This window comes from Undibacterium sp. GW821-FHT11B02 (assembly GCF_058808955.1).
The window spans coordinates 43,976-68,219 of sequence record NZ_JBXASD010000010.1 but is presented as its reverse complement, the minus strand read 5'-3'; the positions used below and the strand labels follow the sequence as shown (position 1 = coordinate 68,219).

21 protein-coding genes are annotated in these 24,244 nt (G+C 49.6%); 8 read left to right on the top strand and 13 right to left on the bottom strand.

What is annotated here, in order from left to right:
• Positions 1-79: 79 nt before the first annotated feature.
• The 6 genes from AC1RVX_RS21045 to AC1RVX_RS21020 form a co-directional block, all read right to left on the bottom strand.
• Complete coding sequence (locus tag AC1RVX_RS21045; RefSeq protein WP_493218534.1) at positions 80-2,452, bottom strand: beta strand repeat-containing protein; 2,373 nt, start codon at positions 2,450-2,452, stop codon at positions 80-82.
• A gap of 61 nt (positions 2,453-2,513) precedes the next feature.
• Positions 2,514-4,625: a type IV pilus secretin PilQ gene (locus AC1RVX_RS21040; RefSeq protein WP_493218693.1), complete on the bottom strand. Its 2,112-nt coding sequence runs from the start codon at positions 4,623-4,625 to the stop codon at positions 2,514-2,516.
• 35 nt (positions 4,626-4,660) lie between these two features.
• Entirely contained in the window at positions 4,661-5,200 is a 540-nt protein-coding gene (locus AC1RVX_RS21035; protein ID WP_493218533.1) for a pilus assembly protein PilP, read from the bottom strand.
• On the bottom strand, positions 5,197-5,826 hold the full coding sequence (locus tag AC1RVX_RS21030; protein WP_493218692.1) for a type IV pilus inner membrane component PilO: 630 nt from the start codon (positions 5,824-5,826) through the stop codon (positions 5,197-5,199). Before AC1RVX_RS21030 ends, AC1RVX_RS21035 begins: the two co-directional genes overlap by 4 nt.
• Positions 5,827-5,888: 62 nt before the next feature.
• Complete coding sequence (locus AC1RVX_RS21025) at positions 5,889-6,500, bottom strand: PilN domain-containing protein (RefSeq protein WP_493218532.1); 612 nt, start codon at positions 6,498-6,500, stop codon at positions 5,889-5,891.
• Entirely contained in the window at positions 6,500-7,579 is a 1,080-nt protein-coding gene (locus tag AC1RVX_RS21020) for a pilus assembly protein PilM (protein ID WP_493218531.1), read from the bottom strand. Before AC1RVX_RS21020 ends, AC1RVX_RS21025 begins: the two co-directional genes overlap by 1 nt.
• A 303-nt stretch (positions 7,580-7,882) precedes the next feature.
• On the opposite strand from AC1RVX_RS21020, the gene AC1RVX_RS21015 reads away from it, so the two are divergent.
• Positions 7,883-10,198 carry a penicillin-binding protein 1A gene (locus tag AC1RVX_RS21015; RefSeq protein ID WP_493218530.1) on the top strand — a complete coding sequence of 772 codons (2,316 nt, stop codon included), beginning with the start codon at positions 7,883-7,885 and terminating at the stop codon, positions 10,196-10,198.
• 43 nt (positions 10,199-10,241) lie between these two features.
• On the opposite strand, the gene cyaY is transcribed toward AC1RVX_RS21015, so the two are convergent.
• Entirely contained in the window at positions 10,242-10,550 is a 309-nt protein-coding gene (gene cyaY / locus AC1RVX_RS21010; RefSeq protein WP_493218529.1) for an iron donor protein CyaY, read from the bottom strand.
• Here cyaY and lptM point away from each other — a divergent pair.
• Positions 10,549-10,728: an LPS translocon maturation chaperone LptM gene (gene lptM / locus AC1RVX_RS21005; RefSeq protein WP_493218528.1), complete on the top strand. Its 180-nt coding sequence runs from the start codon at positions 10,549-10,551 to the stop codon at positions 10,726-10,728. The genes cyaY and lptM overlap by 2 nt on opposite strands.
• Before the next feature lie 33 nt (positions 10,729-10,761).
• Here lptM and AC1RVX_RS21000 read toward each other — a convergent pair whose 3' ends face one another.
• The 6 genes from AC1RVX_RS21000 to AC1RVX_RS20975 form a co-directional block, all read right to left on the bottom strand.
• Complete coding sequence (locus AC1RVX_RS21000; RefSeq protein ID WP_493218527.1) at positions 10,762-11,391, bottom strand: 1-acyl-sn-glycerol-3-phosphate acyltransferase; 630 nt, start codon at positions 11,389-11,391, stop codon at positions 10,762-10,764.
• 115 nt (positions 11,392-11,506) lie between these two features.
• Positions 11,507-12,133 carry a protein-methionine-sulfoxide reductase heme-binding subunit MsrQ gene (msrQ, locus tag AC1RVX_RS20995; RefSeq protein ID WP_493218526.1) on the bottom strand — a complete coding sequence of 209 codons (627 nt, stop codon included), beginning with the start codon at positions 12,131-12,133 and terminating at the stop codon, positions 11,507-11,509.
• A gap of 1 nt (position 12,134) precedes the next feature.
• Complete coding sequence (gene msrP / locus AC1RVX_RS20990) at positions 12,135-13,115, bottom strand: protein-methionine-sulfoxide reductase catalytic subunit MsrP (protein ID WP_493218525.1); 981 nt, start codon at positions 13,113-13,115, stop codon at positions 12,135-12,137.
• A 110-nt stretch (positions 13,116-13,225) separates the two neighbouring features.
• On the bottom strand, positions 13,226-14,374 hold the full coding sequence (ccsB, locus tag AC1RVX_RS20985; protein WP_493218524.1) for a c-type cytochrome biogenesis protein CcsB: 1,149 nt from the start codon (positions 14,372-14,374) through the stop codon (positions 13,226-13,228).
• Positions 14,375-14,425: 51 nt separating this feature from the next.
• Positions 14,426-16,591, bottom strand: coding sequence for a cytochrome c biogenesis protein ResB (locus AC1RVX_RS20980; RefSeq protein ID WP_493218523.1), 2,166 nt, complete (start codon positions 16,589-16,591; stop codon positions 14,426-14,428).
• 75 nt (positions 16,592-16,666) lie between these two features.
• Positions 16,667-17,365, bottom strand: coding sequence for a c-type cytochrome (locus AC1RVX_RS20975; protein ID WP_493218522.1), 699 nt, complete (start codon positions 17,363-17,365; stop codon positions 16,667-16,669).
• A gap of 199 nt (positions 17,366-17,564) precedes the next feature.
• On the opposite strand from AC1RVX_RS20975, the gene yihA reads away from it, so the two are divergent.
• The 6 genes from yihA to sbcB all read left to right on the top strand — a co-directional run bounded on the left by yihA (position 17,565) and on the right by sbcB (position 24,189).
• Complete coding sequence (gene yihA / locus AC1RVX_RS20970; protein WP_493218521.1) at positions 17,565-18,314, top strand: ribosome biogenesis GTP-binding protein YihA/YsxC; 750 nt, start codon at positions 17,565-17,567, stop codon at positions 18,312-18,314.
• Between the two features lie 311 nt (positions 18,315-18,625).
• Positions 18,626-19,639: a porphobilinogen synthase gene (gene hemB, locus AC1RVX_RS20965; RefSeq protein WP_493218520.1), complete on the top strand. Its 1,014-nt coding sequence runs from the start codon at positions 18,626-18,628 to the stop codon at positions 19,637-19,639.
• 9 nt (positions 19,640-19,648) lie between these two features.
• The gene (locus AC1RVX_RS20960; RefSeq protein ID WP_493218519.1) at positions 19,649-20,338 is read left to right on the top strand and encodes a lysoplasmalogenase; all 690 of its coding nucleotides are present in this window, start codon (positions 19,649-19,651) and stop codon (positions 20,336-20,338) included.
• 10 nt (positions 20,339-20,348) lie between these two features.
• The gene (locus AC1RVX_RS20955; protein ID WP_493218518.1) at positions 20,349-21,599 is read left to right on the top strand and encodes a sterol desaturase family protein; all 1,251 of its coding nucleotides are present in this window, start codon (positions 20,349-20,351) and stop codon (positions 21,597-21,599) included.
• Positions 21,580-22,674, top strand: coding sequence for a magnesium transporter CorA family protein (locus tag AC1RVX_RS20950; protein ID WP_493218517.1), 1,095 nt, complete (start codon positions 21,580-21,582; stop codon positions 22,672-22,674). The genes AC1RVX_RS20955 and AC1RVX_RS20950 overlap by 20 nt, the downstream gene beginning before the upstream one ends.
• A gap of 78 nt (positions 22,675-22,752) precedes the next feature.
• Entirely contained in the window at positions 22,753-24,189 is a 1,437-nt protein-coding gene (gene sbcB / locus AC1RVX_RS20945; RefSeq protein ID WP_493218516.1) for an exodeoxyribonuclease I, read from the top strand.
• Positions 24,190-24,244 lie beyond the last annotated feature (55 nt).

The following is a 24,244-nucleotide window of genomic DNA, read 5'->3' as shown; positions in this document are numbered from 1 at the left end:
CCTACTAGAAAAATATTAGTCGACACTATTTCTTATTTCATACATATAACAATAAACTTGCCAGACTAACATTCCATCATCAGCAACCACCAACAGCAAGATCCTTGATCGTCATCGTGCTTGTGGCAGTAACGTTCTGAGAATCCTTGACCGTGATAGTCACAGGAGTATCTGCTGCAACGCAACGTGTACCCTGGGTACCCAAGGCAACACTGATAACCCGACCATTGAAACTCAAAGGATTCAACGGATCTGGACTATTGCCTGATACGGTAGACAACAAGGCACTGCTGGTGAACACCTGGAATGGTGCATTACCACCCGCAATATTCAAAGTAATCGTCGAAACATTCGTTTCATTAATGTTGAATACGACTGGGCTGATAGACAGTGTTGTCACCACTGCAGATGCAGTAATACTCACCAGGCTGGTGTTGCCTGAAGCATCTGCAACAACCAATGTTGTAATCCCGGCTTTTGCCAGAGTCACGTTGAAGATACCGCCACTAGCTGCAACCGACCCATTCGCCACGCTGGCAATAGATTGGTTATTTGAAGTGATGGTATAAGGAGCTGCACCGCCATCGATGCGGAAAGCCAGCAAGTCGCCAACATAACCGGTGCTTGAACTTGGTGTGACTGCCAATGTTGCGCTTGTGGTACCGATAACAACAACGTTGATCGCTACTTTCGCACCAACGCTGTCCGCTACGGAAACAATTGCAGAACCTGCAGATACACCAGTCAAAGTCAATGTAGATCCACTGACTACACTAGTTACGATACGCGCATCGCTTGTAGTTGCCGTATAAGGGCCAGTACCGCCACCAATTGTATAAACCGGCGCCGCACCGACCGACAAGTTCAAGTTTGCTGGTGCAGAGGTGTACAAGGCAACAGCCGTACCGGAACCGACGCTGACACTGATAGTCACCGCAGAGCCAGATGCATCCTTAACCTGCACAATCGCATTACCAGTAGACACGCCAGTAATGGTCAAGGTCGTACCAGTAACCGACGCAGTTGCAATTGAAACATTGCTACTTGCTGCTGAGTATGGCCCAGTACCGCCACCAATCGTGTAAGTAGGTATAGCACCAACCGCAATGGTTATAGCCCCAGGTGCGGTCGTGAACAGACCATTTACTGCACCACTGCCAACCGTTACAGAAAGACTGATGGTGCTACCACCGGCTTCACGCAAAATAACATTTGCGTTACCTGGTGTCAGGCCGTTAATCACGACGTTCGTGCCGGATACTGTTGTTGTAACCACACTGGTATTGCTGCTGGTTGCGGTGAAAGGAGCACTACCACCACCTACTACATAGGTATTGCTGCCGCCAACCGCAAGGGTAATGGCACTTGGTGCAGTGGTATAGAAGGTAGCACCAGAGCCAATTGTGACATTGATATTGACCAAGGCACCAAGGCTATCCTTGATCGTCACTGTGGTAGCGCCTGGACTAACACCGGAAATCACAAAACTATTGCCGTTGATACCCACGGTTGCAATCTGCACATTACCGCTGGAAGCAGAATAGATCTGACTACCACCGCCTATAGTGAAAGTCGGACTTGATGTACCTATGCCAACTGTCAGATTTCCTGGTGCCGAAGTGAACAATGCTGCAGTCGAACCTACGGTAACTTTAATGCTGACCAAACCTGTAGATGCATCCCTGACCACAACTGTAGTCGTACCAACAGATGTCCCTGTAATCGTCAAGGTTGTACCGGAGATAGACGCTGTACCTACTGCATTGTTACTGCTGCCCACAGTGTAAGGGCCGTTACCACCGCCTACCTTGTAAGTAGCAGCAGCGCCAACACCCACATTGACTGCATCGGATGCCGTAGTAAACAATGGATCGGTTGAACCAACCACAACAGCAAGTTCGACAAGAGCCCCAACGCTGTCCTTAACTGTTACTGTTGTTTTACCACCTGTAACACCAGTGACGACAAACGTATTATTCAGTGTAGCAACTGTTGCAATCGACGTATTGTTACTGGTGACTGTATATAACAGACTACCGCCGCCGATGGTATAGGTAGTTGAAGTGCCACCAACGGCTACAACGATACCTGTAGTAGGTGCGGATGTGAACAAATCTACGCCGCTACCAATCGTTACATTGATGCTGACTGCAGCGCCAGCCCCGTCCGTGACGGCGATCGTGGCTTTACCACCGCCGCCGCCTCTGATTGTCAAAACGTTTCCACTGATACTGACTATCGCAGCGGCAGAATTAGTAGTTGCCGTGTAAGAAGGAACACCACCACCCACATTATAGGTACGAACTTCACCAGGTGCGATGGTCAGGGCAGAAGGTGCAGTCGTAAACAATGCGGTTCCGGTTGTATTGCCTGGTGAACCGCCGCCACCACCACAAGCCGTCAGGCCGACCAGCAGTAATAATGCGAATACTTCGCGAATAAACTTCATCATGAAACACCTATAGTTAAACAAATTCGTAAAATTGGTACTAGCAACTGACATACATTAGCAATTATTGTTTGTTACTAAATTTCTCAGCAATAATTTTGGGGGTAATGAATATCAGCAATTCTGTTTTATCGTTAGTACGGCCAGTTGACTTAAATAAATTCCCAAATAAAGGAAGGTCGCCAAAGAATGGTATTTTTGTAACGCTATCACGTTCGTTCTGCTGGAATATACCACCAAGTACAACGGTGCCTCCATTTTCCACCAAAACCATCGTTTTTACTTCTTTCTTGTCGATTGCAAAACCAGCTCTGGTTTCAATACCGACACTATCTTTGTGTACGTTAACATCCAGAATCACATTGCCATCAGGTGTAATTTGTGGCGTCACTTCCAGTCTCAGGCTGGCGGTGCGGAATATGATCGCTGTTGCACCACTGGAGGTGGCTATCTGGTAAGGTAATTCTGTACCTTGCTCTATCGATGCCTTCAACTGATCAGCGGTAACCACTCGAGGGCTGGAAATGATCTTGCCTTTGCCATCTGCTTCCAGCGCCGACAGTTCCAGATTCAGGAAGCGGTTGGCAGCGGAAGAGAACAGACTTACAGCCAGACTGCCCGGATTCAAACCGTTGATACCTGTCGCCGGCAGGCTCACAAATTGTGAGTTAGGTATGTAGCTTGAATCAGTGATTTTTGCCTGACCAGTCTGCTCACCAATACCCAGGTAATTACCAGTAAGGGCAACACGCTGATCTCCCGACATCTGGTAACCGACATCACCACCACGCACGCCACGCAAATCAGTGAAACCCAATTTTGCGCCAAGGCTCTTACTGAACTTATCATCGGCTTCAACAATCCTGGCTTCGATCAATACCTGTTTGGAAGCAATATCTGTCTTCTGTATCAGTTTCCGGATCTCTTCCAGTTTGGAAGCAATATCTGTCACAAACAACTGGTTGGTACGTGGTTCTATGACTGCACTGCCGCGTTTGGACAGAATGCGGTTAGTGCTGGAGCCATCGGCACCAAATACTAATTTGAACGCTTCCGCTTTCTGGTAGTTCAACTGGAAAGCTTCTGTTTTCAATGGCTCAAGATCAGCAATTTGTGCTTTTTGTTCCAGTTCAAGTTTTTCTTTGGTGAGCAATTCGTCTTTCGGTGCAATCCAGATGACGGAGCCGTTCTTGCGCATATCCAGCCCTTTGGACTGCATGATGATATCCAGTGCATGATCCCAGGGAACATCCTTCAGACGCAAAGTGATCGTACCGTTGACGGTATCACTGGCGATGATATTCAGATTGCTCACTTCAGCAATAATCTGCAAAATTGCCCGCACTTCAATATTCTGGAAGTTAAACGACAATCTTTCACCGCGATAACCCTGGGTACCCTGAGTCAATTTATTCGGATCTTCCTTGATAGGTTTCACTTCCACTACGAATTGTGTATCGCTCTGATAGGCAGAATGCTCCCACAAGCCGCTAGGTTCAATCACCATGTGTACATTTTCACCATCTGCAGTGGTGGTAATTTTTTGTACTGGCGTACCAAAATCGGCCACATCCACGCTCTTTCTGAGCACTTCCGGCAAACCAACCTTCAAGAAATCAACAATGATTTTCTGGCCTTGCTGACGTATATCCACTGCAACCTGGTTAAACGGCAGATCAATGATGACCCGTCCTTCGCCCCCTACGCCACGACGAAAATCAATATCCCTGAGATTCTTTTTGCCGGTAAGAAGTGTCTCAGTTGTAGCAGGCAAACCCTGGGAATTAACCGCTGTCGCCACACCACCTGAGCCATCAATAGTCACAATCAATGCATTGCCTTCAATCACAGTCGCATAATTAAGCGCTTTGTTCATATTGAAAACCAGGCGTGAACGACCACTGGCCTCAATCAGGTTGATACTGCGCAGATCAGAAATATTGATATCGAAAACAGTCTTGCCCGTGGCGTTGGTAATGTCAGCAAAGTCCAGTGCGATCCTGGCTGGGCTGGCAATCGAAAAACCAATAGGTGCTTTCAACAAGGTACTTTTGAAACCGATTTTGACGATAACATTAGCACCCTGCTGGTTAGCAGTGACCGACTCGATGGAATTGACTTGCGCAAACGCAGATTGGCAAAGCGCCAGCATTACCAAAAACATCAATCTCATCATCATGGCGCCCCTTATACTTGTATTTATCAACGCATTCATTTCTTGGTCTCCTGCAACTCTAACTTAGCTTCGCGCTCCACCCATTCACCCGCAGCATCCTGAACCCTTTCATTGATGCCTATACTATCTTCATCAATTTTCGTGATCTTGCCGAAATTCTGTCCCACATAACCGCCCGTTTTAACTTGATAAACCGTTTTATCTACCTGAATCAGGGCATATGTGACCTTATCCTTCTCTATGGTTCCAACCATTTTCAGAAGGTCCAGAGGGAAAGCTTCCAGCGCTTCGCGCCGCCTTTCCATATCAGGTTTGAGACCATTGCTGTTTTCAGCTTTTAACCTTGCCAGTACAACCAATAATTTCGCAGGATCAAAGGGGTCAATACTGTCTCTGCCCTGATAAGCAATAGGTACATACACTTTAGGCTCACTCAATTTGGGGGTAACAACCTTGATTTCTTTTCTCTCAGTTTCCATCCAGGCTCTGATCTCGGTTTCGTCACTATCTCCACACGCAGACAGTGAAGCCAGCAAGACCAACAGAAGTGGCAATCTAAACGCAGTTTTCATCATTTCTTCGGCCCCTTTTTCAGGCTTGCCTGCGTCATGACTTCATCCTTATTCAAATAACGGAAAGTTTTTGCAGTCACCTCCAGGGCCAGACCACCTTCCTTGAGAGTAGTGATGCCCAGATTATTCAAGGTAACGATCCTCGGTAACTTGGCGATATCAGCAACAAATTGCCCCAAGTCATGGTAGCTACCGAAAATCCTGATAGCAATGGGTAATTCGGCGTAGTAATCTTTAACGAATACGGTACCCGGGGTGAACGAATCAAACTGCAAGCCGCGACCCGTTGCCGCCTGGTTAATATCAGCCAGCAAGGCTGCCATTTCAGCCTGGCTAGGCAATTGCTTTTCCATCGTCGCCACATATTGAAGCACCAGCTTACGCTGATCTTTCAAGGCATCCAGGTTAACCGCCTGTGTCAGTTTCTGTTTGTAATCATTCTTGAGCTTGACTTCTTCCGCCTTACCCGCGTCAATGGCCTCCATCTGGCCATCCCACTGAAGGATCCACCCCAAACCCACAACCACTAGAAGAATCGCAATTGCGATGGCCATTCTGGGCGCAATCGGCCACAGACCAGGATGAAGTCCGCTTAAGTCTCGAAATTGCGAGCCAAAAGACTCGCCCATTTCATTCAGGTTAATCGCCATTTACAATTTTCCGTAACATTGCTAAAAAGTACAATCAAAGCCTACTTGGCTTTATTACCGCTTTCAGCGGCTTGCGATCCAGATTCTTCACGTTCCCTGGGTCGCTTGATTCCTACATTAATTGTAAAATCAAACACTTTCTTGGCATCCCGTCCTGTGCCTATTCCTGTGGAATGAATGCCCACCAGTTCAGGCTTATACATCCATTCCGACTTGCCACCCAAATCACGAATGTATTCAGCCACCCGGTCCTGAGACTGAGCGTAACCTGTCAACAATATGCGTTGTCCTTCTTGCTTCAGGGAGCGCAAATACACGCCCTCCGGCGTGAACTTGACCAGTTCATCAAGCAGGAATACAGGCTGATTGCGATCACCCTGCAAATCTTCAACTGCTTGCTGGCGCGCCTTCAGGGCATCGATTTCCTGGCGCAAGGTCGCAATTTCTGCAATCTTCTCATCCAGCTTGACGTTTTCTTTCTTGATGAATTCATTGCGTTCTGTCTGTGCAGCTTGCTGACGACCAAAATAGGTACTCACCACGACCACGATAAGGCCACCGACGATGACCGACAGTAATAACAACGAATAAAAATCATTTTTAAGCTGTTTCCGCTTTTCTTCCCTGTGCGGCAGGAGATTAATCTTTATCATCAGCCAAATCTCCGCAAGGCCAGACCGCAAGCAACCATATAAGCGGGTGCATCACCACGCAGAGCTTTTTCGTTCACACCAGATCCCAGCTCCATACCCTTGAACGGGCTGACAACTGCGGTAGAGATTTTTGTTCTCTCTGCAATGATATCTACCAACCCAGGAATAACTGCACATCCGCCGGTGAGGAAAATCTGGTCTACCCTGGTATAAGGGGTGGATGTAAAGAAAAATTGTATGGCGCGCGTCACTTCCAGCGCAGCACTTTCCAGAAAAGGTTCCAGCAATTCCATTTCATAGCTGTCTGGCAAATCACCGCTTTTCTTTTTAACTTCAGCTTCTTCCATCGACAAGCCATAGTTACGGACAATATCCTGAGTCAGTTGACTACCACCAAATTGCTGCTCACGCTCATAAATAACATCACCGTTGAGCATAATAAAAATATAAGTACGTTTGGAACCTATCTGGAAAACGGCAAAAATCTGGTCCTTGCCCTCATTCGCCTGTTGCGATACCAGCCGCGAAATCGCTGCCCGGGCTGCGTAGGATTCGATATCCATCACTTTTGCCTGCATGGCGGCCGCCTGGATGACGGCAACGCGATCTTCAATTTTTTCTTTTCTGGATGCTGCCAGCATGACCTCAACATCATCAGAAGCATTGGCAGCGGGGCCTAGCACACAAAAATCCAGACTGACTTCGTCCATGGAAAACGGGATGTACTGACTGGCCTCGGACTCTACCTGTACTTCCAGGGCCTGTTCCGACAGGGTGCCAGGTAAAATGATTTTTTTGGTAATCACAGCAGATGCAGGCATTGCCATGGCAACGTTCTTTGCTGACGTGCCACTCCTCTTCACAAGACGACGTACCGCGTCTGTAACTTGTTCAATATTCTCGATGTTGCCATCCAGCACTGCACCTTTAGGCAGTGGTTCTGAGGCATAGCGCTCAAGTCGATAACTCTTGTTGCTTCCTTCCGAAAGCTCAACAAGCTTGATATCGAGAGAACTGATATCCAAACCAATAAGTGGTGGATTTTTTCTGCCAAGCAATGATGCCAGATCTAAAGCCAAGAATATCCCCTCACGATTACTTCATCATTTCAATTTGCACAACACAAAGTGTGCAAATCAATCACTTTCCTGGAGTAAATTCTCTTTAAAAACCGCTATTTACGAGACAATTATCCAAGCTTACATGAAATCCTAGCAATAAGCCTGACATTGGTAAAGCAATTTCCACGCAGCATTACCCATATTCGTTGCCAAATATCCACGTACCGGACAATTTTATGAAAATTTGCTTTCAATTTGCATCCGTCTCAGGCCGATAGAAGGCGGCTATAATGTCTGCTGCCTTATTTACAATTAGCTCATATGTCTGATCAGAAAAAAGAACCCGACAATAAACCGCTGCCGCCAAAACGCACTGTTGGCAAGCTATTTGCCCGCATTTTACTCGGGACTGGTGGTCTTTTACTAGGATTGACTGTTGCTGGCGTGCTAATTATTGGTTTTGCCCTGACCGTGGCTTACCCCAATTTGCCGGAACTGGACTCGATTACCAGTTATCGCCCCAAAATGCCGCTGCGGGTTTTTTCTGCGGATAACATGCTGATTGGTGAATTCGGCGAAGAAAGACGCAATGTCGTGCGCTTCGCGGATATCCCAGAAATCATGAAAAAGGCGGTACTGGCAATTGAGGATGACCGCTTCTATGAACATGGCGGTGTTGACTATATGGGCATTACCCGCGCTGCCCTGCATAACCTGACTGGTGGTGCAAAACAGGGAGCATCCACCATCACACAACAGGTCGCACGAAACTTCTTCCTGTCCAGCGAGCAAACCTTCAAGCGCAAGATTTATGAAATACTGCTGGCCTGGAAAATCGAACAAAACCTCACCAAGGACCAGATTCTGGAGGTGTATATGAATCAGATCTATCTTGGTCAGCGCGCCTATGGCTTTTCTTCTGCCGCACAAATTTACTTTGGCAAGGATTTAAAGGACGTCACCATTGCCGAAGCAGCCATGCTGGCTGGTCTGCCAAAAGCACCATCTGCTTATAACCCGGTCGCCAACCCCAAGCGCGCGGCTGTCAGGCAGCAATACATCCTGCAAAGGATGCGTAATCTTAACTACATCACGGAAGCTCAATACGAACAGGCAAAAAATGAAGAGCTAAGAACCAAGACGGACAGCAGCGAATTTGGCATTCACGCTGAATATGTGACGGAAATGGCACGTCAACTGGTCTACGAGCAATTCAAGGAAGAAACCTATACCCGTGGCCTGAACGTCTACACCACCATCACCAAGGCAGATCAGGACAGCGCTTACCTGGCATTGCGGCGTGGCGTCATGGATTATGAAAAGCGCCACGGCTATCGCGGCCCGGAAGCGATTATCGCCATCCCTGAAGGCAAAGAAGCAGCGGATGAAGCCATAGAAAAAGAACTGGCCGAACATTCTGACAGTGATGATCTGCAAGTTGCCATGGTGCTGGAAGCGACGCCCAAACTGGTGCGCGCCGTGTTAGCGACAGGGGAAGAGATACGCATAGAAGACAGTGGCTTAAGCTTTGCTGCCAGTGGATTGTCAGTCAAAACTCCGGCCAATAAACGCATACAACGCGGTGCCGTGGTACGTGTCATGCTGGATGGCAAAACCTGGAGCATCACCCAGATGCCGGAAGTACAATCAGCCTTCGTCGCCGCCAATACCACCGACGGTGCCATTCGCGCCCTGGTAGGTGGATTTGATTACAACCTCAACAAATTCAACCACGTGACACAAGCCTGGCGTCAGCCTGGCTCCAGCTTCAAACCCTTCATTTACTCTGCTTCATTGGAAAAAGGTCTTTCTCCTTCAACCATTATTAATGACGAACCAATCAGCTTTGATGCCGGCCAGACCGGTGGCCAGGCGTGGGAACCCAAGAATTACGATGGCAAATATGAAGGGCCGATGACCATGCGTAAAGGCCTGACCAAATCCAAAAACATGATTTCCATCCGCATCCTGCACAGGATAGGGGCGAAATATGGTCAGGAATACACCAATCGCTTTGGTTTTTTGCCGGAAAAAAATCCTCCTTACCTGACATTGGCACTGGGTGCCGGTGCTGTCACACCTTTGCAGATGGCAGGCGCCTATTCAGTGTTTGCCAACGGCGGCTACAAGATCAACCCTTACCTGATTTCGAAAATCACAGACACCAACGGCAATATCCTGGTGCAAACCCATCCAGATCTGGCGGGTGACGAAAATAATCGGGTCATTGACGAACGCAACGCCTTCCTGATGGATAGCATGATGCGTGATGTCGTCAAAATGGGTACTGCCACCAAGGCGCTGGTGTTGAAGCGTCCAGATATTGCTGGCAAAACAGGCACTACCAATGACTCCTTCGATGCCTGGTTCGCCGGTTATCAAGCCAAGATCGTAGGGATAGCCTGGATAGGTTTTGACCAACCCAAAAACCTGGGTAACAAGGAAACCGGTGGCGGCCTGGCCCTGCCAATCTGGATAGGATATATGCAGAAAATCCTGAAAGATTTTCCAATAGAAGAAAGGCCGGTTCCCAAGGGAATTATTGCTGTGGACGGTGATTACTACTACGCAGAAAATCCGCCAGGAGCCGGCGTATCCACGCTCGCGCCCGCGCCGGTGACGATCATCGACGAATAAGCACCAACCATGTGACAGTCCTGCAAAGGGACTGTCACAATTGCTAGCCCTGCTGTTTCGCCACCGCAGACAAGGTCGCAAACAATTCTGAACCATCACGGGTGTTCAGCCAGTGCTGCCCATTAAACTTGTAATGGAAACCGCCACTGCGCGCAGCGACCCACATTTCCTGCATGGGGGCCTGGCTATTGACGATAATTTTTGAACCGTTGTCGACAAACTCAATCGTCAGTACATTGCCGCTGCGACTGCATTCGACATCGTACTCGTCGTTTTCATAAGCTTGCTCAAACATTTCCTCCACTTGCCGCAAACAAGTATCTGCCAGCACCAGGAATTCGGATTCAGTCATGCTACACTCCAGCGTCTTTAAAAGTAAAACACCATTCTATACGGTGTTACAGGATTGCAAGATGCGCAAACTTATACCCTTATTCTTCGTAATGACTTTAGTTACTGCCTGTGGTCAAAAAGGTCCTTTGATCATGCCCGCGAAACCCGCACCGCAGCCGACACAAAGCCCATCCTGAAATCAGGTTGATTGGCAGGTTGTCATGCCCCCATCAGTCTGCGGCCTTGTCCTCATCGGGACGTAAGCTAATCGGACTGGCAAAACCAGGGCGACATCCTTGCACACCCTCAAACACGGCCCGTATGCTGGCCATATCCCGCTCACGGTCACCTGTCAGATCCAGGTAATCGACTAAGGCCACTTCCTTTTTCGCAAAATCAAAATAGGCGCAGCCCAAAGGCACTTTTGCGCTCATGGCAATATGATAAAAACCGCTACGCCAATAAGGTTTGAGGCTGCGTGTTCCCTCAGGGGCAATCGCCATCCAGTACCAGTCGGCAGCATGCATTTTTTCTGCCAGCCGGGCGATGGCACCGGTTGAAACACCCCGCTCTACCGGCTCGCCACCAAGATAGCGCACAATGCGGCCGATACTGGCGCCTGTCAGCCCCTCGAACAAGGAAGACTTGGCGATGAAATGGAATGGCATGCCAATCGCCAACTTGGCCAGTATGCCGACAGGGAAATCCCAGTTGGACGTATGTGGATACACCACAATCACGCCACGTGGTCCCGGCAAAGGGCGGTAGCGCACGCGCCAGCCCAGCATACCTAAGAGTCCGAGCGCAAAACGCTGCATCAGTCCCGGTAACTCTTTCTTTTGAAGTAAATAATCTTCCATGTTTTACGTGTGCCATACGGGCCCTGCCCCAATCCCCCCGCGATTATGCAGCGAAGAAATAGGCGATGTAAAACAAGATCGATGTGCGCCCGCAACACAGACGCTATAGAAAAATTCAGGTACCTGTCACGATGACAGGATCACGTCCAAACCAGCGCCACCACAAGCGCATCATCAGCATGCTGGCAACGATAAGGCCAAACAACACCGGCTGGGAAAAATCATGCTTGCCCGATTTCATCCAGAAATAATGCAGTACACCCAGAGAAGCAATCACATACACCAGTTTATGCAACATCTGCCAGCGTTTACCGCCCAGACGTTTGATCATGCCATTGGTGCTGGTCAGCGCCAAAGGAATCAATAGCACAAAGGCGATAAAACCCACTGTGATAAACGGCCGCTTGATGACATCTTTCCACATTTCTTCCACGTCAAAGAAATGGTCGAACCACAAAAATGTCGTGAAATGCAGCAACGCATAAAAGAAGGCATACAACCCCAGCATGCGACGACACCGCAACAACCATGGCACGTGGAACAACTTGCGCAATGGCGTTACTGCCAACGTAATACAAAGGAAATACAAGGTCCAGTCGCCGGTATTGCGGGTAATGAACTCTACCGGATTCGCTCCCAACTTATCCAGAAACACAAAAGTCACCAGACGCAGAAATGGCAGCAATGCCAGGATGAACAGAGTGGTCTTGACATAGCTGACCTGCTTATTCGTGAGCAACATATCAGTAGAATTTCTTCAAATCCATGCCTGTATAAAGTGAGGCAACTTCACTATAACCGTTGAACATCAAGGTCTTGCGCTTGCGCGCCAGGAAACCATCTTCACCTATGCGACGCTCAGATGCCTGCGACCAGCGCGGATGATCAACATCAGGATTGACGTTAGAATAAAAACCATATTCACCTGGCGCAGCCAGGTTCCAGGCGGTACGTGGCTGGTCTTTGGTAAAACGGATTTTGACAATGGACTTGGCCGACTTGAAACCATACTTCCACGGCAAGACCATGCGTACCGGAGCCCCGTTCTGATTCGGCAACACTTCACCATACATGCCAAACGTCAACAAAGCCAGCGGATGATTGGCTTCGTCCATGCGCAAGCCTTCCACATACGGCCATTCCAGCACGGGGCTACGCAAACCCGGCATCTGCTTCTTGTCATCAAGGGTGATGAATTCGACATAACGGGCGTTGCCGGTAGGCTCCACCTTCTTGATCAAATTGGACAGGGAATAACCTATCCACGGAATAACCATGGACCAGCCTTCAACGCAACGCAACCTGTAAATCCGCTCTTCCAATGGCGCCAGCTTCATCAGGCTGTCCAGATCCAGCACCATGGGCTTTTTGACCTCCCCTTCTATACTGACACTCCAGGGACGCGGTTTCAGCGTATTCGCCATGACCGCAGGGTCAGCCTTGTCTGTACCAAATTCATAGAAATTATTGTAAGTCGTCGCATCCTTGTAGGCGGTTTTCTTTTCCATCAAGGCGTAGGCTGGATTGGCGTTCGCCGCCAGCTTCTGCGCACCGGCAGCCTGGGCAAAAGCTTCCCGGTTGGCCATTTCAAACAGAGCTGTACCAGCAATAGAGCCCAGCGCCATTTTGCGAATGAATTCGCGGCGCGAGTCAAACACGGCACGTGGGGTAATTTCGGAAGAGAAAGGCAGGTCTATGCCATTGGGACTACGTTTGATCAACATGGTGGACTCCGTGGTTGAGACTGGCGCAACGGTGATTGGACATCACTATTGCGCCCTAGTTTCTCATGAGTCGCAGAATTCTGCTGATCCTTACAAATTCACAGATATTTTTATAAAGTACCGTAAGAATGCAGGCCAGACAGGAACATATTCACACCCAGGAAGGCGAAAGTGGTCACCAACAAACCCACCAGTGCCCACCAGGCAGCAACCTGACCACGCAAGCCCTTCATCAGACGCATATGCAGCCAGGCCGCATAATTCAGCCAGACGATCAGGGCCCAGGTTTCTTTCGGATCCCAGGACCAGTAGCCGCCCCAGGCTTCCGCCGCCCACAAGGCACCAAGTATGGTCGCAATGGTAAAGAACGCAAAACCAACGGCAATCGCTTTATACATAACGTCATCCAGCACTTCCAGCGCTGGCAGGCGGTCTGCCAGATAGCCTTTGGATTTGATCAGATAAGCCATTGCCACCATCGCCGCCAGGGAAAAAGTACCATAACCAATGAAATTAGCGGGTACATGGATTTTCATCCACCAGCTTTGCAGGGCAGGCACCAGCGGCTGGATTTCAGCTGCATCACGACTGACGGTATACCAAAACAGGAAACCCACTGCAGCGGTAATTACCAGCAAGACAAAGGCACCCAGTTGGCGCGTTGCATATTGCTGTTCATAGTACAAATAGAACAAGGCAGTGATCATGGAAAACAGGATGAACACTTCATACAGATTTGACACCGGGATATGGCCGACATCCACACCAATCAGGTAAGACTCATACCAGCGCACCAGCATGCCGGTAAAACCCATGACCACGGCAGCCCAGCACAAGGCAGAACCGACCGATGAACCAAAATTGGAGCGGGCTATCAGACCACCCCAATAGAATACGGTAGACAGGCAAAAGAACACACTCATCCATAAAATGGCTGACTGACTGGACAGCAGATATTTCAAGAGAAATTTCTTGTTGGCCATATCCAGCGAACCACCATACAGCTGTATCGCCAGCAAACTCAGCAAGGCCAGCACCAGCAACAAGGGCCTCACCGGCTTCCAGTACCAGCCCAGCCAAGCAAAAGTGGGGGCAGCCAGCAAGACGATGGCTTTTTCATAGCCATCCATATAACTGCCAAAACGACTATAGGCGAACAGGGACGCCATGCACAAGGCAACGGCGTACACCCAGTCAACAATAGACAGTCGTTTGAAAAACCCTTGATAGGGTGTGTAATTCTGTGTCATTTCCATCATATTTCCCCTGGTACATACTTGGCGAACCGGTATGCACCACAGTGTAGTCGATTACGGCGCATCCTGTTTTGCGGTATCTGAAGATTCGGTCGTCAATTGCTGCAAATGCTGCCTGAGCTGCTCAAATTCTTTTTCAAAATCCAGGGTTTTTCTTTGCGAGCTCAATGCCATCAAGGTTTGAGCACCGGCCCCGTCATCCTTGACCCAGACCCACAGCCTGCGTTCGCGGATATAAAACATGGAAAACACGCCCATCACCAAAAACAGGCAGCCCAGGTAAACCACTTTCTTGCCAGGTGAACGCGTAACTTGCAAGACCGAAGCCTTGACCTCTTCAAAACCCGTCAATTGCAAGAAGACTGGCGCACCATAGAAGTAAGAGTCAGATATTGCCCCCGTTGCCAATTGCAGGAAGCGGGCATGCTTTTCATCCAGTTCCAGCACTGGCAAGCCGTCTTTTTCACGTGCTACCAGCCACAAATCCCACATGCTGCCATTCAATATCTTCATGAATACATCGGCGGCCTTGGTTTGCTCTGCTGCTGGTATTTGCTCCAGGAATTTGGAAATGGCCACAAAACCTGCCTGTTGAGCATCACCGGCAAAAATGCTCAAACTCTTCCGGGCCGACTCAGTCAGTTGCAATTGCACCTGCCCGGCGTTAGCCACATTTGGTGGCAAAGCCCGTTTGGCATAGCGCTGGGCGGCGAGTTCACGCAATTCTGGGTTATTCACTGCGGCACGCAGGCGCATCCATTCCTTGACGGTATCCTCATCATCTGCCGGTATGCGCAGGTAGCGAAAACCTTCAGACGGTGAATCCCGGGTACCGGCCAATATCATATAGCTACCCTCTATCAGGACCGGCTGCATGTAGTTATGGAATTCCCTTGCTTGTCCGGTTTTGTCACGCAGCTTGTATTGCAGGCTGGGGCCGACATTCTTCAAGTCTTTGTTATTCGCATTTTTTGCAGCCGAACCCAGATGCTTGTCAAGATCCGCACTGAATTGCTGGTTAAAGCCCTGATTTGCATTGACTGCCCGTACATCCGAGCCATTGCGCGCCATATTTTCGACGTTGAAGGGACGAAAACCCGACCACTCTATCGAATAATCAGTACCACTGGCCATCTTCAAAGGTGTATTACCGCCGACTTCGCCAGCAAGATCAAAGGTCTCTGCCGACCCACCAGACATAGGGTAAGCCTTCAGCTTCAGGCGGCTGCCGCCATCTTCAAAGCTGGATTGATAGACTGCAATACCCTTGTAAATCAGGGGATCATTGACCTTGATGGTGGAAGAAAATGACTTGCCGGTTTCGTGATCTGTAACCTCGACATCACTGGCAAACAGCTTGGGCATGCCAGTGGAGTAAAAATCAATGGTGAATTTCTTCAACTTGATGGTAAACGGCAAATCCTGAATCAGCACCCCGGTCGCCTGGGGCAGGATGGCAGTACTGCTGCTGGCGCCCTCGGGTATCATGGTATTGCCACGGAAGCTGGGGTTCGCCAGCGACAATCTGTGTTGTTGGGGAATTTTGGCGATGATGCCGCTACCTTCAAACGGCACCTTGCCCATAAACCACTGCTGGAAACGGATAGGCAAATCAGAATCGAGCAAACCACCTATACAGATAATCACAATTGCGCTGTGGGCAAATATATAACCCCATTTGTTTGCTGCCCCCTGTTTGGCCGCAATCAGGCTTGCTCCCTCCTTTTCCACTACCTTATAGCCATAACCGACACGGCTCAGGTGGGCTAATACACGCGCGATCACCTCAGTGCGTACATTGTTGCTATGCCATTCAGAACGATGATGGAAATTGCGAAGTGATTGCTCGCGCACATTATCGCGCCAGCTGCGCATGTCTTTTAGCATCTTCGGCGCATTGCGGATCAGGCACAGTGATGTCGATAACACCAGAAAAGTCATGATCAGCAAAAACCACCATGCTGAATACACGGAATACAGGCTAAGCTTACTAAAAATCTCAAACCAGAACGGACCAAACTGGTTGACGTAATTTGGCAGGGGCTCATTTTGCTTGAGCACCGTCCCGATCACCGATGCAATCGCGATTAGGGTCAGCAAACTGATGGCAAAACGCATGGAAGACAGCAATTCCACTGCGTCTGCCAGCCATGCCTGCCGGGTTTGAATCTTTAAGCCACCAGTGTCAGTTAGCTGTTCGCTATCTATCTTGTTGTCCATACCGTCCTGATATCCACTAAGAAAAAAGGGGATGGCATATTGCCACCCCCTCCCATGCTTCTTTATTTTTTTGAATTATTTCAAGCCGGCGACATAATCTGCAACGGCTCTCATTTCATCTTCCGACATCTTCTTGGCGATTGTCATCATTTGCGCGCTATTGCCACGTGCACCAGTGATTTTTGCAGCATCCATGCGAGTCGCATTCTGGAAGCCAGTCAACTGGGCAATCGTGTAATCCTGATGTTGGCCAGCAATGCGTGGGAATTGGGCAGGGATACCAGCACCATTAGGGCTATGGCAGCCTGCACAGGCAGGAACATTCTTTTCAGCAATACCACCGCGGTAGATTTGCTTACCCAGTTCAACGATATCCTTGTTTTTGGCTGCACCTGGTTTGGATTTCTGTGTAGACAAATAAGCAGCAACATTTTTCATGTCGTCTTCTGTCATGGCTTTGGCAAATACCGACATGACTGCATTTTTGCGGGTGTCACTCTTGAAATCACTGAGTTGTTTTACCAAATAGGCATCATGTTGAGCTGCCAGTTTAGGATTGGTAGCAATCGTTGAGTTACCAGCTGCACCATGGCAGGATACGCATGCAGTAATGCCGCGTGCGGCATCACCACTGCTATACAGTGCTTCACCCTTGGCTGGATCAGCTTTGACTGGCTTGGCTACTTCGTTAGCATAAGCTACGGATGCAAAAGAAGACACCGCCATAACAGCGATGCTAAAAGACTTGGACAACGACAGGAAAGCACGGTTCATTCAAACACCCTGAGACTAAATAATGGAAATCTGCCCTAATGGCGACGCATAGCTGCCAGGTTCATGCACATCACATGGTGCAAAAACCGGTATTGGATCATTGTTTTTATCGCTGCCCAATACGTAACCCCTTATTGTACAATAGCTTTCGGGCGTTTTTACTGCCTGATGTTGCATTTTTCCATTATTCCTTTCCTCTATGTCTATCCTCTGGCAAGCCCGCTTCTTTACCACGGTGAATCATCTCCGTGATCTTCCACGTACCCATGTACCGGAAATTGCCTTCGCTGGCCGCTCGAATGCAGGCAAATCGACTGCAATCAATACCCTGTGCAATCAGAAAAAACTCTGCTTTGCCTCCAAAACACCGGGACGCACCCAGCATATTAATTATTTCTCAATTGGCGGCGCCCACGTCGGCCAACATCGCAAAGATGAAACCCGGGTCGATGAGATCCGTGCCCTGCTGGTCGATTTGCCAGGCTACGGCTATGCCGAAGTTCCAGGTGCGGCCAAGCACCACTGGAATCAGTTGCTGGGGGCCTATGTACAGCGACGCACTCAATTAGCTGCGCTAGTATTGATCATGGATGCGCGTCGTCCGTTTACTGACCTTGATATCCAGATGCTGGAATGGTTTGCGCCAACTGGCAGGCCTATTCATTGCATATTGACCAAGGCCGACAAACTTAATCGCAGTGAATGCGCAGATGCTTTGCGCAAAGCCAAAGCAGTGCTCGACAGTTACGTTGATGATGAAGGGGCGTTATTCCCTTTCAGCGTGCAATTGTTTTCTGCACTGAAACGCATAGGTATAGAAGAAGCTGATGCCGCTGTGCAACGCCTGGTGGGACTGGACCGCGATCCAGTTGCTGACACCAGCGATGTAACAGAAGCCACTGAGCCAGATACATCTTCAGACACCGGCAATGATCCGGGCGTAATATAAGCAGGACTTGCGAAAAATTGTCGCAACAAGATACAACGACGAAGACAGTACGAATAGTACGGCGAGGAGCTGCAACGCTTTGGGGCGGTTTTGCGTAAGTCCTAATAAAAAAACCCCGGCACATTAGTCTATGCCGGGGTAATAACACCGTTACGAATAGGGACGCACGGTGCCCGCTCAGGGAGGAAAAGCGGTAGGCCTGGAGACATGTTCCAACCTGTGTATTAAGATGTTGCAAGTCGAAAAAAGTTTCATTAACCTGAATAAAATTCTTTTCATTTCTTCATGCCGCCTAACCATGGCGCTTACTTATGCCAATTATCAAATCCGCCCAATTCCCTGTAATACGTATGCGCCGCATGCGCAAGGACGTATTTTCCCGTGCGCTGATGCGCGAAAACATGGTCACTTCTTCTGACCTGATTTATCCGGTATTTGTAATAGACGGTGTCAATCAGCGTGAAAAAGTTGCCTCCATGCCCGGCGTTGAACGGGTATCGGTTGACTTGTTGCTGGGTGTTGCTGAAGATTGCGTTGCGCTGGGCATACCCGTTCTGGCATTGTTTCCAGCCATCAACCCGCATCTGAAAACACCGGATGGTATTGAAGCCACTAATCCCAAAGGTCTGATCCCGCGTGCCGTTCGTGAACTGAAAGCACGCTTCCCTGAACTGGGTATCCTGACCGACGTAGCACTTGACCCCTACACCAGTCATGGCCAGGATGGCTTGCTGAATGCCGCCGGTTACGTGCTCAATGATGAAACCACAGAAATGCTGGTGCGTCAGGCTTTGGTACAAGCAGAAGCAGGCGTGGACATTGTCGCCCCCAGTGACATGATGGATGGCCGTATCGGAGCCATACGCCAGGCACTGGAAACCAATGACTTCATCCATACCCGCATCATGGCGTATTCCGCCAAATATGCATCGGCCTTTTATGGTCCTTTCCGTGACGCGGTGGGCTCCGCTGCCAATCTGGGTAAAAGTGACAAAGCCAGTTATCAGATGGACCCGGCGAACAGCGACGAAGCCTTGCGTGAAGTCGCACTGGATCTGGCTGAGGGTGCCGACATGGTTATGGTGAAACCCGGCATGCCGTATCTCGATATCGTGCGCAGGGTCAAGGATGAATTCAAGGTACCAACCTTTGCCTATCAGGTCAGTGGCGAATATGCGATGATCAAGGCCGCCGCCCAAAATGGCTGGCTGGATCATAACAAGACCATGATGGAATCCATGCTGGCATTCAAACGTGCCGGTGCCGATGGCATTCTGACTTACTTTGCCCGCGACGTAGCCAGATTGCTCAAGCACGCAGGCTGATCTGCTGCCATGTCTTCAGGTCTGCGCTCTGCCTTCATATTGCTGTTTGCCGCACTCGCGATTGCGGGTGCGGAATTCAGCAATACCTTAGATGGCGCGCAATTCCTGCACTATGCATTCAAACCGCTGACCACGATCAGTATCTTTTTTCTTGCCCTGCGAGCGCAACCAACAATCAATGCACTCTATCGCAAGGCGATATTGACCGGCATTCTGTTTTCGCTACTGGGTGATATTTTCCTGATGTTGCCGGTCAGCTTGCTGACTCAGGGATTTTTGCTGGGTCTGTTGAGTTTTTTATTTGCCCACCTGTGCTTCTTGCGCGCATTCTGCAGCGACGCCCAATTCTTTGCCAAACCCCTGGTCTTCGTTGCGCTAGGCGCGCTTGGCGCAGCCCATCTGTTCGTATTGTGGCCAGGCTTGCCACCAGCCATACGTATTCCCGTGGTCACCTATGTCTGCCTGTTGCTGGCCATGTGTGCGCAAGCTATCAGTCGTGGTATCAACCTGGGTACTGCCGACAGCCGTATGGCGATGAGTGGAGGCATCTGCTTCATGTTGTCAGATACCATTCTGGCCTATAACAAATTCTATACTCCTATCCCGCATTCCCCCTTGCTCATCCTTGGCAGCTACTATATGGCACTATGGCTGATTGCACGTTCGGTCCAGTCACTCCACCCTGAACACCAGGATTAAGGCCGGGATTATGCATGAAAAAATCATCAGCTTTGCCAGTCCAGTTTTTTTCCTGCTGATTGCTATCGAATTTTTAGTCGCACGAAAACGGCAAAAGCATCTGTACCGCATCAATGATGCTATCAGCAGTCTCAGCCTGGGGGTCATGAGCCAGATCACCGGCGTGTTTTTGAAGCTGCTGTCGGTCGGTGTTTATGCCTGGGTAGTGACTCACTTCGCAGTACTGACACTGGACCCCGGCAGCATCTGGGTTTGGAGCACCGGCTTGCTGCTGTATGATTTTTTATATTACTGGCTGCACAGGATGGGACACAAAACCAACCTGTTGTGGGCGGCCCATGTCGTCCATCACCAAAGCGAAGCCTATAACCTGACCACAGCCCTGAGACAAACCAGCACTGGCCCGCTGTTTGGCTGGGTGTTTTATCTGCCCATGGCTATTCTTGGATTTCCGGTGCAGGTATTTGTCGTCATTGCCCTGATTGATTTGCTGTATCAGTTCTGGATACACACCGAACAGATCAACAAGCTGGGCTGGTTTGACAGGGTCTTTGTGTCTCCATCCAATCATCGTGTTCATCATGCAGTGAATGATATGTATCTGGACAAGAATTACGGCGGCATCCTGATCGTCTGGGACCGCTTGTTTGGCAGTTTCATCGAAGAACAGGATAACGAACCAGTCGTGTACGGTACACGCAGCCCCTTGCGTAGCTGGAACCCTTTGTGGGCCAATCTGGAAGTGTATAAGGCTGTCCTGCACGACGCCTGGCACACGCGCCATTGGGGAGACAAGCTCCTGATCTGGCTGCAACCACCAGGCTGGCGGCCAACGGATTTGCGTCAGCAAGCTCCGGCAAAGCAATTTGACCTGGCGCGCCCCCTGTATGATCCACCCGTCAGCAAGGCCACCATAGCTTACTGCCTGCTGCAATTTGTTGTCGTTCTGCAAGCGGCGACCTACTTCTTGCTGGCGTTTAAATCCATTTCACCCCTGAATGCTGTCGTCTATGCCGCCTGGCTGGTATTCAGTTTATGGTGCTTAGGTGGATTGATAGAAAAAGGCCGCTTTTATCTGGTACCAGAAAGTCTGAGACTGATAGCAATTTTACTCATGAGCATGCTGAGCAGCAGTTGGTTTTACTCTTATGCGCTGTCAGTCACTGAGCAGGCACTGATCGTGGCTGGTTGTATTATTTCTCTTGGCGCATTGTGCTTCATTTTATTACCTAAAAATACGCATGGACATCTTCCACATTAACGAAACTCAGACGCTGAAAAATCCCGAGGGTTATGCACAACTTCTGAAAACCGGTGGTTTTTTATGGCTGGATGCCACGCATGACGAAGTCTGTGAAAACCCCGAAGAATGGCGCAACCTGGTGGAACAAATCAGCGGCACTCAGATTTATGACCTGCATCTGAAAGACGTCAGAAACCTGAGTCATCCATCCTATTTTGATGCGACGCAGGATTATGAGATGGTGGTGTTTCGCAAGCTGACACTGACTGAAGAACCGGCTGAAGTAAAAAACGGCAGCAAACGTAAGATACCCGCTGCGCTCAACAAGTTGGCAACGACACCCGTCACTTTTCTGTTGATGGAAAATGTACTGGTGACCGTCAGACCCACCCAAAGTCGTACCGTGGAGCTGGCCAGGCAGCGCCTGCTTGAATACAAGTTCAAGGGGGAAAGTGCTACCCACGGTGGCCGGCTGCCTGCGTCACCTGAAGAATTGATGCTGCGTCTGTTGAATGCCATGGTCGACCAATACCTGGAACTGCGCCAGCCGCTGACCCAGCAACTGGATCGCTGGCAGCACGCCTTGCTGGACCCGCGCCGCCCTTTCAATAACTGGATGGCCTTGCTAGATTCACGCGTGGAATTACGCAAGCTGGATAATCTGTGTGAAGAGCAACACGATGCCATGCAGGAATTGCGCGACCATATCGTCGATAATCATGACGGCAATAGCCGCGCCAAGGATTTGCTGCTGGTACGCATCAACGATGTCATGGAACACATCAGCCGCGTTCTCAACCATGCGCGCCGTCTGGAAGCTTCACTGGAATCCGCCGTGCAGATACACTTCGCAGCCATGGCACACCGTACCAGCGAAATCATGCGCACCCTGACCGTAATCACTGCACTGTTCATGCCTCTGACCCTGATCACCGGGATCTTTGGCATGAACTTTGAAGTCATGCCTTTGCTGAAGCACGCATCCGGTTTCTGGATCACCATGGGTGCCATGGGCGTCATCGTGGTATTGCTGTTGATTTATTTCCGCAGCCAGCGCTATCTGGAAGACCAAGCCAGCCGTCGGCGTGAATAAGGCTGTCGAAAAAAATTGCAAGCCAGCTACCCTGTCTCGTCCAACTGAATACAAAACTAAATTTAGAAACAAAACAACATGCAAGAACATACCTTCCTCTGGCACGACTATGAAACATTTGGCGCGGTAGCCCGCCGTGACCGCCCGGCCCAATTTGCTGCCATACGTACCGATGCAGAACTGAATGAAATCGGCGAACCTGTCATGATGTATTGCCAGCCTGCGAATGATTTCTTGCCCGACCCACAGTCTTGCCTGATCACCCATATCACACCACAAACCTGCCTCGAGCGTGGCATACCTGAACACGAATTTGCGGCAAAAATAGAACAAGAACTCAGCAAGACCGGGACCATAGGTGTAGGTTACAACACCATCCGTTTCGATGATGAAATTACCCGCTTCATGTTCTGGCGCAACCTGATAGATCCCTATGCACGCGAATGGCAAAACAATTGCGGTCGCTGGGACATCATGGACATGGTGCGTACCTGCTATGCACTACGTCCGGAAGGCATCAACTGGCCACTGAATGATGAGGGCAAGCCCAGCTTCCGGCTTGAGCTGCTGACCGCTGCAAATGGCATTGCGCATGAATCAGCACATGATGCCTTGTCAGACGTTCGCGCCACCATTGCCATGGCGCGCCTGATACGCGAACGCCAGCCGAAATTATTCGAGTTCTGCTTTGCATTGCATAAGAAAGACAAGGCAGCAGCAGAAATTGGCATGCCCTTGCTGGATAAACCTTTCCTGCATGTGTCAGGCATGTTCCCGACGGACCGGGGTTGTCTGGCGGTGATGTGGCCATTGGCCATGCATCCAAAAAACAAAAATGAAATCATCGCCTGGGACCTGACATTTGATCCGTCCGAACTGGCAGACCTGGATGTTGCCACCATACAGTTGCGCCTGTTCAGCAAAACCGATGCTCTGCCAGAAGGTGTACAACGTTTGCCAGTAAAAAGCATACATATCAACAAGTCCCCTACCGTAATCGGCAACCTGAAAACCCTGTCAACGAACATGGCTGCGAAATGGAATATCGACATGCAACTGATGTTGCAGCATGCAGAAAAAGCTGCTGCGCTGAGCCCAGTTATATCGACCATATGGGAACAGGTTTATGCACGCCCCGAAGCCGCCGCAGCCGATGTGGATGAAGACTTGTATGGTGGTTTCATAGGCAGTGGTGATCGCCGCCTGCTGAATGAATTACGTCGCATGAAACCGGCACAACTGGCAAAAGCCAGCACCTCATTTCAGGATCAGCGCCTGACTGAATTACTGTTCCGCTACCGCGCCCGTAATTTCCATGACAGCCTGAGCATGGAAGAACAGGAAAGCTGGGAAGAACACCGCGCAGCACGTCTGCTGGATGGCGCAGGCAATGCCAGAACCGTAGACATGTATTTCAATGAGATAGATAGCTTGTCAGAAACAGCAGATGAAGAAGCGGAAGAGATTCTGGGCGCTTTATATGATTATGCTGAAATGATCGTACCCTCGCGATAGTTCAAATCTGCTTTGTTCAAATCTGCTCTGCAAATTTAAAAAGCCACGAAAAGAT